This window comes from Nocardioides piscis, assembly GCF_011300215.1.
In the GTDB taxonomy this organism is placed as follows: domain Bacteria; phylum Actinomycetota; class Actinomycetes; order Propionibacteriales; family Nocardioidaceae; genus Nocardioides; species Nocardioides piscis.
Window position 1 is genome coordinate 2,362,781 of record NZ_CP049866.1, and the last position, 15,531, is coordinate 2,378,311.

Annotated in this window: 15 protein-coding genes and 1 pseudogene; 11 read left to right on the top strand and 5 right to left on the bottom strand. The window is 69.5% G+C overall.

Features of this window, described 5'->3' with window-relative positions:
* Nucleotides 1-19: 19 nt before the first annotated feature.
* Together G7071_RS11615 and G7071_RS11620 are read right to left on the bottom strand one after the other, a co-directional pair.
* Nucleotides 20-625, bottom strand: a complete 606-nt coding sequence (locus G7071_RS11615; RefSeq protein WP_166318869.1) for a flavodoxin family protein — start codon at nucleotides 623-625, stop codon at nucleotides 20-22.
* Nucleotides 626-695: 70 nt separating this feature from the next.
* Complete coding sequence (locus G7071_RS11620; protein WP_166318872.1) at nucleotides 696-1,547, bottom strand: MBL fold metallo-hydrolase; 852 nt, start codon at nucleotides 1,545-1,547, stop codon at nucleotides 696-698.
* Nucleotides 1,548-1,702: 155 nt separating this feature from the next.
* Here G7071_RS11620 and hrcA point away from each other — a divergent pair, with 155 nt between their 5' ends.
* From hrcA to G7071_RS11635, 3 genes and pseudogenes are all read left to right on the top strand, one after another.
* On the top strand, nucleotides 1,703-2,731 hold the full coding sequence (gene hrcA / locus G7071_RS11625; protein ID WP_166318875.1) for a heat-inducible transcriptional repressor HrcA: 1,029 nt from the start codon (nucleotides 1,703-1,705) through the stop codon (nucleotides 2,729-2,731).
* A pseudogene (dnaJ, locus tag G7071_RS11630) lies at nucleotides 2,728-3,866 on the top strand (molecular chaperone DnaJ); the annotation flags it as partial. The gene hrcA and the pseudogene dnaJ, both read left to right, overlap by 4 nt.
* A gap of 34 nt (nucleotides 3,867-3,900) precedes the next feature.
* Nucleotides 3,901-4,752, top strand: coding sequence for a 16S rRNA (uracil(1498)-N(3))-methyltransferase (locus G7071_RS11635; protein WP_166318878.1), 852 nt, complete (start codon nucleotides 3,901-3,903; stop codon nucleotides 4,750-4,752).
* Here G7071_RS11635 and G7071_RS11640 read toward each other — a convergent pair.
* Nucleotides 4,662-5,597, bottom strand: a complete 936-nt coding sequence (locus G7071_RS11640; RefSeq protein ID WP_166318881.1) for a Gmad2 immunoglobulin-like domain-containing protein — start codon at nucleotides 5,595-5,597, stop codon at nucleotides 4,662-4,664. The two genes, G7071_RS11635 and G7071_RS11640, sit on opposite strands and share 91 nt — an antisense overlap.
* A 74-nt stretch (nucleotides 5,598-5,671) precedes the next feature.
* On the opposite strand from G7071_RS11640, the gene G7071_RS11645 reads away from it, so the two are divergent.
* Nucleotides 5,672-6,028: a histidine triad nucleotide-binding protein gene (locus tag G7071_RS11645; RefSeq protein WP_166318884.1), complete on the top strand. Its 357-nt coding sequence runs from the start codon at nucleotides 5,672-5,674 to the stop codon at nucleotides 6,026-6,028.
* An 18-nt stretch (nucleotides 6,029-6,046) separates the two neighbouring features.
* Here G7071_RS11645 and G7071_RS11650 read toward each other — a convergent pair whose 3' ends face one another.
* Both G7071_RS11650 and G7071_RS11655 read right to left on the bottom strand, forming a co-directional pair.
* Entirely contained in the window at nucleotides 6,047-7,843 is a 1,797-nt protein-coding gene (locus G7071_RS11650; protein ID WP_166318887.1) for an AMP-binding protein, read from the bottom strand.
* Nucleotides 7,836-8,576, bottom strand: a complete 741-nt coding sequence (locus G7071_RS11655; protein WP_166318890.1) for an IclR family transcriptional regulator — start codon at nucleotides 8,574-8,576, stop codon at nucleotides 7,836-7,838. The genes G7071_RS11650 and G7071_RS11655 overlap by 8 nt, the downstream gene beginning before the upstream one ends.
* 129 nt (nucleotides 8,577-8,705) lie before the next feature.
* Here G7071_RS11655 and G7071_RS11660 point away from each other — a divergent pair, with 129 nt between their 5' ends.
* The 7 genes from G7071_RS11660 to G7071_RS11685 all read left to right on the top strand — a co-directional run bounded on the left by G7071_RS11660 (nucleotide 8,706) and on the right by G7071_RS11685 (nucleotide 15,524).
* Complete coding sequence (locus G7071_RS11660) at nucleotides 8,706-9,551, top strand: ABC transporter ATP-binding protein (RefSeq protein ID WP_246209971.1); 846 nt, start codon at nucleotides 8,706-8,708, stop codon at nucleotides 9,549-9,551.
* Complete coding sequence (locus tag G7071_RS11665) at nucleotides 9,548-11,494, top strand: AMP-binding protein (RefSeq protein WP_166318893.1); 1,947 nt, start codon at nucleotides 9,548-9,550, stop codon at nucleotides 11,492-11,494. Before G7071_RS11660 ends, G7071_RS11665 begins: the two co-directional genes overlap by 4 nt.
* Nucleotides 11,491-12,225: a branched-chain amino acid ABC transporter permease gene (locus tag G7071_RS11670; protein ID WP_206062774.1), complete on the top strand. Its 735-nt coding sequence runs from the start codon at nucleotides 11,491-11,493 to the stop codon at nucleotides 12,223-12,225. The genes G7071_RS11665 and G7071_RS11670 overlap by 4 nt, the downstream gene beginning before the upstream one ends.
* Nucleotides 12,222-12,362, top strand: coding sequence for a hypothetical protein (locus tag G7071_RS18715; protein WP_206062775.1), 141 nt, complete (start codon nucleotides 12,222-12,224; stop codon nucleotides 12,360-12,362). Before G7071_RS11670 ends, G7071_RS18715 begins: the two co-directional genes overlap by 4 nt.
* A 4-nt stretch (nucleotides 12,363-12,366) precedes the next feature.
* Nucleotides 12,367-13,431: a branched-chain amino acid ABC transporter permease gene (locus tag G7071_RS11675; RefSeq protein ID WP_206062776.1), complete on the top strand. Its 1,065-nt coding sequence runs from the start codon at nucleotides 12,367-12,369 to the stop codon at nucleotides 13,429-13,431.
* Between the two features lie 64 nt (nucleotides 13,432-13,495).
* A complete protein-coding gene (locus tag G7071_RS11680) occupies nucleotides 13,496-14,683 on the top strand; it encodes an ABC transporter substrate-binding protein (protein ID WP_166318896.1) in 1,188 nt (395 codons plus the stop codon).
* A 61-nt stretch (nucleotides 14,684-14,744) separates the two neighbouring features.
* Nucleotides 14,745-15,524 (top strand): ABC transporter ATP-binding protein, encoded by a 780-nt coding sequence (locus tag G7071_RS11685; protein WP_343043486.1) that lies wholly within the window; start codon nucleotides 14,745-14,747, stop codon nucleotides 15,522-15,524.
* Nucleotides 15,525-15,531: the final 7 nt, after the last annotated feature.

A 15,531-nucleotide genomic window follows, 5' to 3' on the forward strand; every position in this document is an offset into this window, starting at 1 on the left:
GGCCGGAGTAAACACCCGCTCAGGCGGGGTAGTTGGCCCCGCGCAGGAGCCGCGCCAGGTGGGCGGCGTTGGCTGCCAGCGTCTTCGTGGTCCCGGTCGTCTTCTCGGGCTTCTCGCCCAGGTCCTGGTAGTCGACGCCCTGCATGGCCTCGCCCACCCAGTACGTCGATGCGCTGGCCGGCACCGAGAAGCCGACGTCGTTCAGCGCCTGGAGCACCTCTGCGGTGACGTGGTGGGCGCCGTCCTCGTTGCCGACGACCGCTACGGCCCCGACCTTGCCGTAGGTCAGCAGCCGTCCTTGGTCGTCGGTCTCGCTGAGCTCTGCGTCGAGGCGCTCGAGCACCATCTTCGACACAGAGCTGGGCTGGCCCATCCAGATGGGGGTGGCGATGACCAGGATGTCGGCGCCGAGCATCTTGGCGCGCAAGGCTGGCCAGGCGTCCCCGCCGCCCTCGTCGGTGCTGACTCCGAACTTCACGTCGTGGTCGACGACCCGCACGACCTCCCCGGCGACGTCGTGCTCGCCCAGGGCCGCCAGCACCTCGCGGCCGATGAGCTCGGAGCTGGACGCGGCCGGGGACGGCTTGAGGCTGCAGGCCAGGACGAGGGCGGTGAGGTCGGTCATGTTTCGACCGTACAGCTCGACCACGAAGCCGCCAGGTGCGCGGAACTCCACGGGGATCGGGTCGCGCCGATCAGGCGAGGGGCAGCCGCTTCTGCGATCGCGGCAGCTGCTCGAATCCGCGCTGCACGGCTGTCGCCAGCAGGCTGGGATCCCAGGGCCAGTCGCCCTCCTCGAGCGCCGAGGTCGCGGGGACGCCGCGACCGGCGAGGTCGCGGATGGTCTCTGCGATGATCCCGAGCTCGCTGCGCTGGTCGTGCACGAACTCGCGGTCCACGAGCTCGCCGTGACCCGGGACCACGACCGTCGCCGGGGTGATCATCTGCAGCGCGAGGTCCAGGGTGGCGGGCCACTCGAGGGGATAGGAGTCGTCACCGATCCACGGCTTGTCCGACTCCTCGACCAGGTCGCCCATCACCACCACGTCGGCGTCGGGCACGCGGACGACCAGGTCGCCGGCGGTGTGACCGCGACCCGGGTGGATGAGCTCCACCAGGCGATCGCCGAGGACGAGGGGATGGGCGGACGAGAAGCCGTGGGTCGCAGGCCGCAGCTCGGTGGCGAGGATCTCCTCGGCGTGCGGTTCGTCGGCCAGGTGTGCGTCGTGGCGACCGCCCCGCTCGACCATCTTGTCGAGGGCGAACTGGGTCGCGTGGATGGGGACGTCGCCATACGCCGTGACCAGGGCGTCGTTGCCGAACCAGTGGTCCCAGTGGTCGTGGGTGTTCACCAGCGCAGTGACCGCTCCGACGCCCAGCCGGGCGGCGTCGTCGGCGACCATCCGGGCCTGACGGGTCGAGCCGTGCGTGTCGACCATCACCAGGCCGTCGCTGCCCCCGACGAGGGTGATGTTGACGTGCAGCCAGTCGTAGTGGGCGACCCACACCCGATCGGCGACCTCGGTGAACCTGCCTGTCGTGTGCACCGCCCCACCCTACGTACGTCAAGTCGTCCGCCGGCCCGGCGCGACCAGGACACGGAGTCCGCGCTCCCCAGCGGGAGGGCGGGCGCCGGCGTCCCCACCTTGTAGTCTTGGCACTCGTTGACGATGAGTGCCAGACGAGCGTGCAAGGAGGCGGGATGGGCGAGGACCGGAAGCTGGCCGTCCTGCGAGCGATCGTGGAGGACTACGTCGCCACCGAGGAGCCGGTGGGCTCGCGAGCACTCGTCGAGCGCCACGGCCTCGGCGTCTCCTCGGCGACCGTGCGCAACGACATGGCGGCCCTCGAGGAGGAGGGCTTCATCCACCAGCCACACACCAGCGCCGGACGCGTGCCGACCGACAAGGGCTATCGCCTCTTCGTCGACCGCCTGACGGCCGTCAAGCCGATGAGCGCGGCGGAGAAGCGGGCGATCGCGACCCTCCTCGACGGTGCCGTCGACCTCGACGACGTGGTGCAGCGATCGGTGCGCCTCCTCAGCACTCTCACCCGGCAGGTCGCGATCGTGCAATACCCGACGCTGTCGCGCAGCACCGTGCGCCACATCGAGCTGGTCGCGATCACCCCGACGCGGGTGATGCTGATCCTGATCCTGAGCACCGGCCGGGTGGAGCAGCGCCTCGTCGAGGTGCGCGGCGCCGTGGCGGACTCCCAGCTCTCCGACCTGCGCGTGCGGGTCAACCAGGCGGCTGCGGGGGAGCGGATCGCCGACGCGGTCACAGCCCTGGCTGCCCTGCCGGACGCGGTCCCGCCCAGCGATGCGCTGCTGACCCGGACCGTGGTGGACGTGCTGACCGATGCGATGGGTGACCACCGCAGCGACGAGCGGGTCGCGGTCGGTGGCGCGGCCAACCTCGCTCGCTTCGGCGACAGCTTCGACACGGCTGTGCGCCCGCTGCTCGAGGCCCTCGAGGAGCAGGTGGTCCTGCTCAAGCTGATCGGCGAGGCGACCACCGGCGATGCCGTGACGGTGCGCATCGGTCACGAAGGTCCCTATTCCGAACTTTCCTCCACCAGCGTGGTCGCGGCGGGCTACGGCCCGCCCGAGCAGGCACTGGCGACGCTGGGCGTCGTCGGACCCACCCGAATGGACTACCCCGGATCCATGGCGGCGGTGCGTGCTGTCGCTCGCTACGTCTCCAGGATCCTCGACGAAGGACAGCAGTGAGCAACGACCTCTACGAGCTCCTCGGTGTCGCGCGCGACGCCGACGCGGCGACCATCAAGAAGGCCTATCGCGGGCTCGCCCGCAAGCTCCACCCGGACGTCAATCCCGACCCCGCGACCCAGGAGCGGTTCAAGGAGGTCTCGCGCGCCTACGAGGTCCTCTCCGACCCTGCGAAGCGCGCAGCCTACGACCGCGGTGGCGACCCGTTCGGGGGCGCCGGCGGCTTCGGGGCCGGCCAGGGGTTCTCCTTCACCGACATCATGGACGCCTTCTTCGGCCAGGGCGGCGGCGCTCCCGGGGGTGGCGGCCAGGGTCGTGGTCCCCGACAGCGCACCCGTCGGGGCAGGACGCGTTGATCCGGCTCGACGTCGAGCTGGCGGAGGCGGCCTTCGGCACGACCAAGGAGCTCAAGGTCGACACCGCGGTCGTCTGCGCGGCCTGCCACGGTGACGGAGCTGCCCCCGGCTCCACGCCGATCACGTGCGAGACCTGTCGCGGTGCGGGCGAGGTGGCGCAGGTCCAGCGCTCCTTCCTCGGCGAGATCCGCACCCTGCGTGCCTGCGCGGCATGTCGCGGGTTCGGCCAGATCATCCCCGATCCGTGCCGGGAGTGCTCGGGCGAGGGACGGGTCCGTTCGCGACGCAGCCTCAACGTCAAGATCCCGGCCGGCGTCGATCACGGCACGCGGGTCCAGCTCTCCGAGCAGGGCGAGGTCGGGCCCGGTGGCGGCCCGCCCGGAGACCTCTACGTCGAGATCCACGTCGAGCCGCACCCGATGTTCACCCGTCGCGGCAACGACCTCCACACCACGGTGTCGCTGCCGATGACCGCCGCCGCACTGGGCACCACCTTGACCCTGCCGCTGCTCGAGGCCGACCTCGAGCCGGGCGAGGACTCGGAGGTTCGCACCGACTACGACCTCGAGATCCGGCCCGGCACCCAGTCGGGGAGCGAGCAGCAGCTCCGCGGGTTCGGTGTGCCCGGACTGCGCGGTGGCCGCGGCGACCTGGTCGTCACCGTGATCGTCGACACTCCCACCCGCCTCGACGCCCGCCAGGAGGAGCTGCTGCGCGAGCTCGCTGCGATCCGCGGCGAGGAGACCCCGACGGCAACGCACAGTCGACGCAGAAGTCGGTCTTCGGGCGCCTCCGGGACGCGTTCCAGCACTGATGTCGCTCCCGGTCCACCTCGTCGACGACCTGCGCGGCGCCGCCGTCGGCTCGACCGTCGAGGTGACCGGTGACGAGGCGCATCACGCGGTCGCCGTACGCCGTCTGCGGATCGGTGAAGAGGTGGTGCTGACCGACGGCGCCGGCCATCGCGTCGTCGGTGTCGTGGCCTCGACCGGCAAGCGGGTGTTCACGGCCACGGTCAGCTCGGCCGAGGTCGTCGCGCGCCCTGAGCCGTCCTTCACCGTCGTCCAGGCCCTGCCCAAGGGCGATCGTGGCGAGCTGGCTGCCGAGGTCCTGACCGAGATCGGCGTCGAGACCATCGTCCCGTGGGCTGCCTCGCGGTCCGTGGCGGTCTGGAAGGGCGAGCGTGCCGTCAAGGCGCACGCGAAGTGGCAGGCAACAGCCCGCGAGGCTGCGAAGCAGTCACGCCGCTCGTGGTTGCCTTCGGTCGCCTCCTTGACGTCGACCGCCGAGGTGTCCGGCCTGATCGCTGCCGCCGACCTGGCGCTGGTCCTGCACGAGGAGGCCACCACATCGCTGGCCTCGCTCACGCTGCCGACGGGCGGCGTGGTCGTCGTGGTCGTGGGTCCCGAGGGCGGTGTGTCGCCCGATGAGCTGGCGACCTTCGAGGCCGCGGGCGCCGTCGCCGTCCGGCTGGGAGCCGAGGTCCTGCGTACGTCGACCGCCGGGCTCGCCGCGGTCAGTGCCCTGCTGGCGCGAACCCCCGCTGGGACTGAGTCGTCGCGCGTTGGCCCCGGCTACTCGACGGTGAAGTCCTTGGTGTCCTCGTCGGGGCCGGAGCCCTCGGTCCCACCCGACGGGTCGGCGGTGCGGGCCAGGAAGGTGTAGTCGCCCGCCTCGAGGTCGGAGATGTCGATCGTCCCCTCCCACGGATAGAGCTTGCCCATCCATCCCTCGGCGGTCACGAAGCCGTCCAGCACGACCTCCTCGCCGCGGAGGATCTCCCACGGCACCGTGGCCTCGTAGGTGCTGGCCACGCCGCTGATGGCGAGCTCGTCGTCGGAGACCGTCGACCCCTGCTCTGGTGAGGTGATGTTGACGAGGCTCGAGACGCGCAGCTGCTTGTCGTTCGTGTAGGGCGATTCGGTGCTGAGGCCGAAGAGCCGCGCGTCAGTGCCTGCACGGGCGAACTGGACGGGCACCCGCTCCTGCTGCACACCCTGGAGCGTGTAGACCAGCTGCTGGATCGCGAGCCGGGCCGACCTCTTGGACATGCCGTCGGGCCGCTCGGTGAATCCGTCGCCGGCGACCTGTACGAGCAGGACGCCGTCGGTCGCGGACACCGACAGCTCCATCGCGGGCCACAGGGTGCGGTAGTCGGGGTCGAGCGTGTCGCCGGCGACCAGCATCGCGGTGGCCTCCTGCAGCGGGTTGTCGCTCGGGACGCTGCGGAACTCCCGGAACAACCGGGGTCCGCGCGTGGTGTCGCCGACGAAGTAGAGGGGGACGGTCACCTGCTCGGCAGCGTCGTCCGGGCTCGGCTCGGACGGTTGTGGCTCCTCGGACGCCGCGCCGGTCTCGTCGTCGGGAGAGGGGGACGTCGTCTCCCCGGCGGGCGACGGATCGGGGTCCGGCGTCACCTCGTCGCTGCAGGCAGCCAGGCTCGTCAGCACGACGCCGAGCGAGAGGGCGGTGGCCAGCCGGCGGCGAAGGGTGGCGGAGGGGGAAGTCATGTGGTTCACGGTAGTGGGACGTGCCTGCCGGACATTCGGTTACACGCCGCCGCCGAGCGATCTAGTCTGGGCCCATGACAGCGCCCGAGTGCCCCGACGACTGCGTCTTCTGCAAGATCGTCGCCGGTGACATCCCTGCGGAGATCGTCCACGCAGGCGAGTCGACACTCGCCTTCCGTGACACCAACCCGCAGGCCCCCACCCACGTGCTCGTCGTCTCGCGCAGCCACTACGAAACAGCCGCCGAGCTGGCGCACCACGAGCCGATGAGCGCGGCCGAGATGCTCGTCGTGGCTGGCAAGGTGGCCGAGCAGGAGGGCATGGCGGGCTATCGGATGGTGTTCAACACCGGTCGTGAAGGTGGTCAGGTCGTGCCGCACGCCCACCTCCACGTGCTGGGTGGACGCTCCATGGGTTGGCCGCCGGGTTGAGGCCCAGCCCCGAGGCGATCAGCTGACGGGCAGGTCCCGCGCCGCCTGGACGACCTGGTCCCAGGTCACCGACCGGTGCTCGTGCGCGTGCGCAAGCACGGCGAGGGCCTGACGTCGCGCCACCGGATCGAGGTCGCCGCCCAGCCGGTCCAGGACCAGCAGGCGGTATGGCCGGCTCAGCCCGCCGAGCAGCTCACGTGCGGCGTCCTGGAGATCTCGGAGCATCGCGGCTGTCCACGACGTCCCGGGGGCCAGCACGACCGCCGCTCCGACGACGCGACCCAGGCGCTGGTCGGTCGTCTCGAAGGAGTCTGCATCGGCGACGAACGGCTGGTCGAGCAGCACGTCGCGGACCTCGTTGAGCGACACCAGCTGGCCAGAGACGGTGATCACCTCGTCGACGCGGCCGAGGAACTCGATCTGACCGGTCGGTGTCAGTCGAGCCAGGTCGCCGGTGGCATAGAAGCCCGGGTGACGCTCCCAGTGATAGGACGTCGGATCGGTGCCCTCCGGAGCCTCGACGTCACGCAGCAAGCCGGGCCAGGGTCGCAGCATCGCCCACTCGCCGGCCTCGCCCGGAGCGACGGGGCTGCCGTCGGTCCCGAGGATGATGAAGCCGGCGGCGGGCATCCGATCGTCCACGGGGCGGTCGGAGGTCACCACGCCGCCCAGCTCGAGCTGCCCCCACGCGTCGGCGAGCGCGACCTCGTCACCCAGGACCTCGCCGAGCCAGGCGCGCAGGTCGGGGTCGAGCCGGTCACCGATGGTGGTCAGTCGACGCAGCGAGCCTGTGCTGCCGGTCGGCGTCAGGGACCAGCTCCTCAGCGCCCGCACGATCGACGGCGAGGTGAGCATCGCGGTGACGTCGTAGCGCTCGATGATCTGCCAGGTCCGGGCAGGATCGGGGATGTCGAGGGTGCCCTCGTACATGACCGTTCTCGCGCCCGCCAGCAACGGACCCACCACCCCGTGAGCCTGGGCGCCCAGCCACGCGATGTCGGCTGCTCCCCAGAAGACGTCGCCGTCGCCGAGGGAATGGAGGTGGTTGGCCAGGGCGACCACCGCGAGGTTGGCGGTGCCGAGGCGGATGGCCACGGGATGGCCCCGGCGGTTGGCCAGGTGGACGCACGCCACGGGATGGGCGGCCGCGACGCTGACCGGAGCCCCGCCTGAGGGGTCGGCGTTGCCGACCAGGTCGTCATACCAGCGGTCGCCCTCGTACCAGTCGACCTGGATGCCGGTCCGACGTACGACGACGGTGTGCTCGACACCGCTGCTGGCCTCCAGTGCCTCGTCGAGGCGTGCCTTGAGGGGCAGGATCGCGCCGTGCCGCCAGCCCCCGTCCTGCGTGAGGATGACCTGGGGGCGGAAGTCGTCGACGCGGATGGCCAAAGCCTCGACCGGGAGGGCGACCGGGATGACGGTGTACTCGGCGCCCGTGCGGGCGCAGGCCATCATCGCCACCACGGTCTCGGGCACCCAGCCCAGGTGCAGCGCGACGCGACCGCCCGGTCCGACGCCGAGCTCGCGCAGGCCCGCGGCGAGACGTTCGACCTGGGCGTGCAGCTCGCGGTAGGTGAGGACACGCCGCTCGCCGGGCTCGCCCTCCCACAGGATCGCCTCCCGGTCGCCGTGGTCGTCGAGATGCCGGTCGATGCAGTTGACCGAGAGGTTGAGGCTGCCGCCGACGAACCAGTCGTGCAGCGGCGGACGGGACCGGAACAGCTCGGTGAACGGTGTGTCCCACACGAGGGCCTCGGCGATGTCAGACCACCGCGCGAGGTAGGAGTCCATCGTCGGGTCCGGCTCAGGCATGACCGAGGGTCCTTCCTGCGGCCGCCGCGGCCCGCGTGAGGTGCTTGGCCACCTCGTCCAGCCGCTCCGTGCCGGCTCCCTGTGGGACGGTCGCGGCGAGCGCGGCGACCGGGCCCTCGGTGGCGTCGTGCACGACGACAGCCAGCTCGTCGTGCGGATCTGCGAGGAAGGGCGCCGCCGCCCAGGTCGCCCGCATCTCGTCGGGATCGCCGTCCAGCCCCGGAGCATGGGCAGCGAGGCACTGGCGCCAGAGATCGTCACCCGAGCGCGCGGCCAGGATCCGCCCCGCTGAGGTCGAGAGGGCGTCCGTGACGCGGTGGCTGTCGCGGTAGGGGCCGCCGTCGCCGGCGTCGATGCGATCGACGTAGACCACCGACTCGCGCACGAGGACGGCGACATGGATGGTCGTCTGGAGGGTGTCGCGCAGCGAGACGAGGTAGGGCGAAAGTGCACCGAGGATCGGGAGTCGGCCCAGGTAGCGCTGGGACAGGCGGGTCACCTCAGGGCCGAGGCTGTAGCGCGAGGACCGCGGGTTCTGCTCGACGAGGTCTGCGAGGACAAGCGACCGCAGCAGTCGGTGGGCGGTGGGCACCGAGAGCCCCGATCTCTCGGCGAGGTCGGTCAGCTGCTGGTAGGCGGGTCCGTCGGCGAGCAGGTCGAGCAGCCGCACCGCGTTGCGCACGGTCCCCAGTGTGCCGCGCACCTCAGGAGGTTCGGCCCGGCTCTCGCTCATCGATTTCCTTCCGCTTATGTGGCGGGCTGAGGGTATCACCGGAGTCTGCTTTCAAAATGAAGGGTTGCGTTTCCATATAGTGGAATCTAAGGTGAGTCCCAGGTCACACCTGCCACCAGGAGGAAACTCGTGCTCGATCGGGCATACCGCTTCGACCTCAACTCCAGCCGGATGCCCGAGGGCGAGCCGCTCCTCGAGGTCAGCGACGTCTCCCTGCGCTTCGGCGGCATCCGCGCGCTCTCGGACATCTCCTTCACCGTGCGGCAGGGAGACGTCCACTCCGTGATCGGTCCCAACGGCGCAGGCAAGTCCAGCCTGCTCAACTGCATCAGCGGCCTCTACCGCCCGCAGGAGGGACGCATCACGCTGCACACGGCCGGCGACGACGGCTCGCGGCGCGAGCACCAGCTCGTGCGCGCCAAGCCGCACCAGATCGCCCGGCTCGGTGTCGCCCGCTCCTTCCAGAACATCGAGCTGTTCGGGCACCTCACCGTGCTGGAGAACCTCATGCTCGGCCGACACATCCACATGAAGCACCGGCTCCTGCCGGCGTTCGTCTGGTTCGGTCCGGCCCGGAAGCAGGAGATCGCCCACCGTGAGTTCGTGGAAGAGGTCGTCGACCTGCTCCAGCTCCAGGCCTACCGGCACTCGCCGGTCGGTGCGCTGGCCTACGGGATCCAGAAGCGGGTGGAGCTGGGACGGGCCCTGTGCATCGAGCCCGGGCTGCTGCTGATCGACGAGCCGATGGCCGGCATGAACGCTGAGGAGAAGGAGGACATGGCCCGCTACGTCCTCGACGTCAACGAGCTCCGCGGGGTGACGGTGATGTTGATCGAGCACGACATGGGTGTCGTGATGGACATCTCCGACCGGGTCAGCGTGCTCGACTTCGGCAAGCTGATCGGTGACGGGACACCCGAGGAGGTCCGCCGCAACGACGACGTCGTCGCGGCCTACCTGGGAGCAGACGCATGAGCCTTGTGGACGAGACCTTCCCACGGCTGCTGGCCCGGCAGGTGCAGACCCGGCCGACCGCGGTTGCCCTGCAGGAGAAGCTCTACGGCATCTGGCAGCCCATCACCTGGCAGGAATATGCCGACCGCGTGCGCGACTTCGGTCACGGGCTGGCATCGCTGGGGGTCGGGCGGGGCGACATGGTCGCCGTGCTGGGTGACAACCGACCCGAGTGGCTGATCGCTGAGCTGGCAGCCCAGTCGATCGGTGCGGCCGTGGTCGGCATCTACCCGACCAGCCTGGACGAGGAGATCGTGCACGTGCTCACCACCGCGCGGACCCGGGTCGTGGTGGCCGAGGACCAGGAGCAGGTCGACAAGCTGCTCAAGATCAAGTCGCTCGCTCCCGACCTCGAGCACGTTGTCTTCTACGACCCCCACGGGCTCGAGTCCTACACCCAGGACTGGTTGTTGCCCTTCGGGGAGGTCGAGCAGGCAGGTCGCAGCTGGGGAGCCGAGCACCCTGGCTGGTTCGCCGAGCAGGTCGAGGCGGGATCACCCGACGACGTCGCCGTGGTCTGCACGACGTCCGGCACCACGTCGCGGCCCAAGCTCGGACAGCTCTCGCACCGCAACCTGCTGTCCATGGCGGAGAGCCTGGTGTCCATCGACCCGCTCGGGCCCAAGGACCGCTTCGTGTCGTTCCTGCCGCTGGCCTGGATCGGCGAGCAGATGATCGCCGTCGCGTGCGGGCTGGCTCAAGGCTTGACGCTGTCGTTCCCCGAGGACGCCTCGACCCAGCGCAGCGACCTGCGAGAGATCGGGCCGCACGTGATGTTCAGCCCGCCGCGCATCTGGGAGTCGATGCTCTCCGACGTCCAGGTGCGCATCGACGAGGCGGGGTGGCTCAAGCGCAAGGTGTTCGGACTCGGCTATGCCGTGGGAGACCGGGTCGCGGCCAAGCGACTGCGTGGCAAGCGCCCCAGCCTGGCGGATCGCGGCCTGCTCGTCCTTGCGGACTGGTTCGCCCTGGCACCGGTGCGCAACCAGCTGGGGCTGACCCGGATCCAGCGGGCCTACACCGGTGGCGCACCGCTCGGACCCGACGTCTTCAGCTTCTTCCACGCCATCGGGGTCAACCTCAAGCAGATCTACGGTCAGACCGAGATCTGCGGCCTCGCGGTCGTGCACGTCGACGACGACATCCGCTTCCACAGCGTCGGCGTCCCCATTCCGGGGTGTGAGCTGCGGATCAGCGACGACGGCGAGATCCAGCTCCGCTCGCCCGCCGTCTTCCAGGGCTACGTCGGCAACCCCGAGGCGACAGCCGAGGCGATGACCGAGGACGGCTGGCTGCGCACGGGCGACGCCGGCTATCTCGACGAAGGCCAGCTGGTCGTCATCGACCGTGCCAAGGACGTCCAGACAACGCCCACCGGCACCCGCTTCTCCAGCGCCTTCATCGAGAACAAGCTCAAGTTCAGCCCCTACATCGAGGAAGCGGTCGTCTTCGGCACCGCGGAGATCGTGGCGATGATCGTGATCGACCCCAACACGGTCGGCTCCTGGGCCGAGGGTGAGCACCTGACCTACACGACCTTCACCGACCTGGCCGGCAAGCCCGAGACCTATCGGCTCATCGCCGACGAGGTGCACCGCGCCAACGTCGACCTCCCGGAGGAGATCCGCGTGCGCCGTTTCATGTTGCTGTTCAAGCAGCTCGACCCGGACGACGACGAGATCACCCGCACCCGCAAGGTCCGCCGCAACGTCATCGTCGAGCGCTACGCCGACCTGATCGCCGCCTTGGGGCGCGGTGATGACCGAGTGTCCATCACGAACACCGTCGCCTACCAGGACGGCACCGTCGCGAAGCGGGAGATCGACATCGCCATCTTCGACCTCGCCGACCACCAACCCTCCGAGAACAGCAAGTCACGCCCGGTCTGGAGCACACGTCGATGAACCAGTTCGTCAACCTCACCATCTACGGCCTGTCCGAGGGCGCGATCCTCGCCCTGGCCGCACTCGGCTTCGTGCTGATCTACAAGTCCACTGCCGTGATCAACTTCGCCCAGGGCGAGTTCCTGCTGATCGGCGGCTACACCGTCTATGCCGCGTTCGTGGTGTTCAAGCTGCCGCTGGTCCTCGCGGTGCTCGTCGGACTGGTGTTCGCCGTGATCATGGGCCTGCTCATCGAGCGGTTCGTGCTGCGGCCCCTGGTGGGGGAGAGCGCGATCAGCGTCATCATGGTGACCATCGGACTGGCCGCCTTCCTGCGAGCCGTGGTGCAGATGATCTTCGGCACGCGTCCGGTGTCGCAGCCGGCGTTGCTGCCGCGCACCCCGGTCGAGATCCTCGGCACCACGATCCCGCTCAACAGGATCCTCGTGATCGTCATCGCCGGCATCGTTCTCACCGCGTTCACGCTCTTCTTCCGACGCAGCCGCCATGGCATCGCCATGAGGGCCGTGGCGGACGACCAGCAGGCAGCGCTCACCATGGGCATCTCGGTGCGGAAGATCTTCGCGATGGCCTGGGCCCTCGCAGCCGTGTCCGCGCTGGTGGCCGGCGTCCTGCTGGGCGACATCACCTCGGTCAGTGGCAACCTCGTCTCGTTCGGTCTGCTGGTGTTCCCGGTGGTCATCTTGGGAGGACTCGACTCGGTCCCCGGCACGATCGTCGGGGCCTGGTGATCGGGCTGACGGCGCAGTACGTCAGTGGCTACTGGGATCCGGGACTGGCGCAGATCGTCCCGTACCTCCTGCTGATCGCGATCTTGATGGTCCGGCCCTACGGCATCTTCGGCGAAACCAGGATCGAGAGGGTCTAGGGCCATGGCAGCGATCTCCACCGGCGTCTACTTCCGCACCTACCAGCGCGAGCTCGCGCTGCGGCACACGAAGGCGCAGTACGTCCGTCTCGCCCTGATCGCGGTGGCCGCGATCGCGGCGCCGTACCTCCTCGATCCCTATCAGCTGAGCATTCTCAACACGGTGCTCATCGCCGTGGTGGGAGCGGTCGGACTCAACATCCTGGTCGGCTTCACCGGGCAGATCTCGTTGGGCCAGGGCGGCTTCCTCGCGGTCGGCGCGTTCACCTCCGGCCTGCTGACCATGCGCGCGGACCTTCCGGCTCCCCTCTCGATCGCCTGCGCGGTCGTGGTGACCGCAGCGGCAGGGGCCCTGTTCGGACTGCCCGCGCTGCGGCTCAAGGGGCTCTACCTCGCGATCGCGACCCTCGCGAGCCAGGAGATCATCGTCTTCATCGCCCGTCGGTGGTCGTTCCTGCGAGAGGAGAGCGGAGCGCCACTCGGCATCGAGCGCCTGCAGGTCGGCGGCTACGAGATCACCCGCGAGTTCTTCGAGTTCCAGTGGTACTGGATCCTCCTCGCCTGCGCGGTGGTGGCGGTCCTGGCTGCTCGCAACCTGTTCCGCACCGGGCTCGGACGCTCCTTCATGGCCGTGCGCGACCAAGACATCGCGGCCGCCGCCATCGGGGTCAACGTGACGCGCACCAAGGTGATCGCCTTCGCGGTCTCCTCCGGCTTCGTGGGACTCGCCGGCGCGCTGACGGCGCACTACTCCGAGACGGTGACGTGGGAGTCCTTCACCTTCGAGATCTCCATCCTCTACCTGGCGATGATCATCGTCGGCGGCCTCGGCAGCGTCGCCGGCGCGGTCTACGGCGCCTTCTTCATCACCCTGCTCCCGGTCTTCCTCAACGAGTTCATCGGGGGAGTCGGAGAGCAGGTGCCGTGGCTGGTCAGCCGCCTGCCCGCGATCGAGAACGCCGTCTTCGGCCTCGTCATCATCGCGTTCCTGCTCGTCGAACCACGTGGCCTCGACCGCATCTGGCAACGCATCAAGGACTACGTCCGCTTCTGGCCCTTCCGCTACTGACCGGCACCACGACACCAGCAACACCCGACACAACTCAGCACCACCCGACACAAGGAGACACACCATGCGCCACACACGCACCCTGCTCGTGGTCGCGGCCGCGACCACCCTCGGCCTCACCGCCTGCGCGCCGGGAGGTGGCGGCGACGACGCTGCCGACGAGGACGGGCCCATCAAGGTCGGCATCATCGCCGACCTCACCGGCGCCACCGGCGACGTCGGCACGCCCTACGCGGCGGGCGAGGAGGCGTATGTCGACTGGCTCAACGACAACGGCGGCATCGACGGGCGCGAGATCGACGCCACGGTCACCGACTACGCCTACGACGTGCCCACCGCCGAGCGGGTCTACAAGGAATACGTCAACGACGGGGTCGTCGCCGTCATGGGGTGGGGGACGGGGGACTCCGAGGCGTTGAAGTCGCGGGTCTCCGCCGACGAGCTGCCGTTCATGTCCGCGTCGTACGCCGAGCCGCTGACCGACCCCGAGGAGGCGCCGTACAACTTCGTGGTCGCCCCGACCTATTCCGACCAGGCGCGCGTGGGGCTGAACTGGATCGCGGAGGACGGCAAGAGCAGCGAGGTGGCGCTCTTCCACAACGACAGCCCGTTCGGTCTCGCGCCGGTCGCCGACGCCCAGGAGTGGGCGGCGGACCTCGACCTGAACGTCGAGCCCTACCCGATGCCGGCCGGCTCGACCAACTACACCGGCCTGCTGTCCCAGGCGAAGAAGCAGGGCGCGAAGTACATCATGATCCAGAACGTCTCCTCCCCGGCGGCACTCGTCGCCAAGGACATCAAGGCGCAGGGCCTCGACATGCAGATCGTCTGCCTCAACTGGTGCGCTGACGAGCTGTTCATCGACACCGCAGGCGCCGAGGCCGCCGAGGGCCACGTCCTCGTCCAGCCGTTCGCCCCCGTCTCGGCCGAGCAGCCGGGCCACGAGGACGTGAACGCCTACCTCGAGGAGAACGGCTCCTCGCTCGAGAAGGAGGGCCTGCACTTCGCACAGGGCTGGTACACCATGCACGCGATGGCCGAGGGGATCCGGGCCGCGGTCGAGGAGGGTGACCTCTCTGGCGCCGGCATCAAGGAAGCCCTCGAGACCATGGGCGCGATCGACACCGGCGGTGTCGTGGGTGCCGGTGAGATCGAGTTCTCCGCCGACTCCCACCGCGGCAGCACCGGCACCGGCATCTACAAGGTCGAAGGCGGCGAGATGGCTCCCGTCGAGCTGGGCGTCACGCCGTGACACCGTCCACGACCACCACGGAGGCGGGCGAGCACACCTCGCCCGCCCCGCGGGCGACCTGTTGACGATCAACAGCATCGAGGTGATCTACGACGAGGTCATCCTGGTGCTGCGCGGCCTGTCGATGGCCATCCCCGAGGGCAAGATCGTCGCACTCCTCGGCTCCAACGGCGCTGGCAAGTCCACCATGCTCAAGGCAGTGTCCGGGCTCCTGCCCAGCGAGCGTGGGGAGATCTCCGACGGCAAGATCCTGTTGGACGGCACGGACATCACGCGGATGGACGCCGCCGACAGGGTCCGCACAGGTCTCTCCCTGTGCATGGAGGGTCGCCACGTCTTCGAGCACCTGACTGTCCACGAGAACCTCGTGGCGGGTGGCTATTCACGCGGAGGGGCGTCGGCGGAGGACTTCGACAGGGTCTACACCTACTTCCCCAAGCTGGGCGACATGCGGGCGCGGGTCGCGGGCTACCTCTCGGGTGGCGAGCAGCAGATGCTGGCCATCGGGCGGGCCCTGATGTCACGACCCAGGCTGCTGATGCTCGACGAGCCGTCTCTCGGCCTGGCCCCGCTGCTGGTGCAGGAGATCTTCGGCTACATCCGGGCCCTCAACGAGGAGACCGGGCTGACGGTGCTGGTGGTCGAGCAGAACGCCCGCCGCGCCCTGGAGGTGGCCCACCACGGCTACATCCTCGAGCAGGGCCGGATCGTGCTCGAGGGGACCGCTGCGGAGCTCAACGAGAACCCCGACGTCAAGGAGTTCTATCTCGGCCTCGGTGACGAGGGCCGCAAGAACTATCGCCAGGTCAAGCACTACAAGCGTCGCAAGCGCTGGCTCTAGGGGGAAC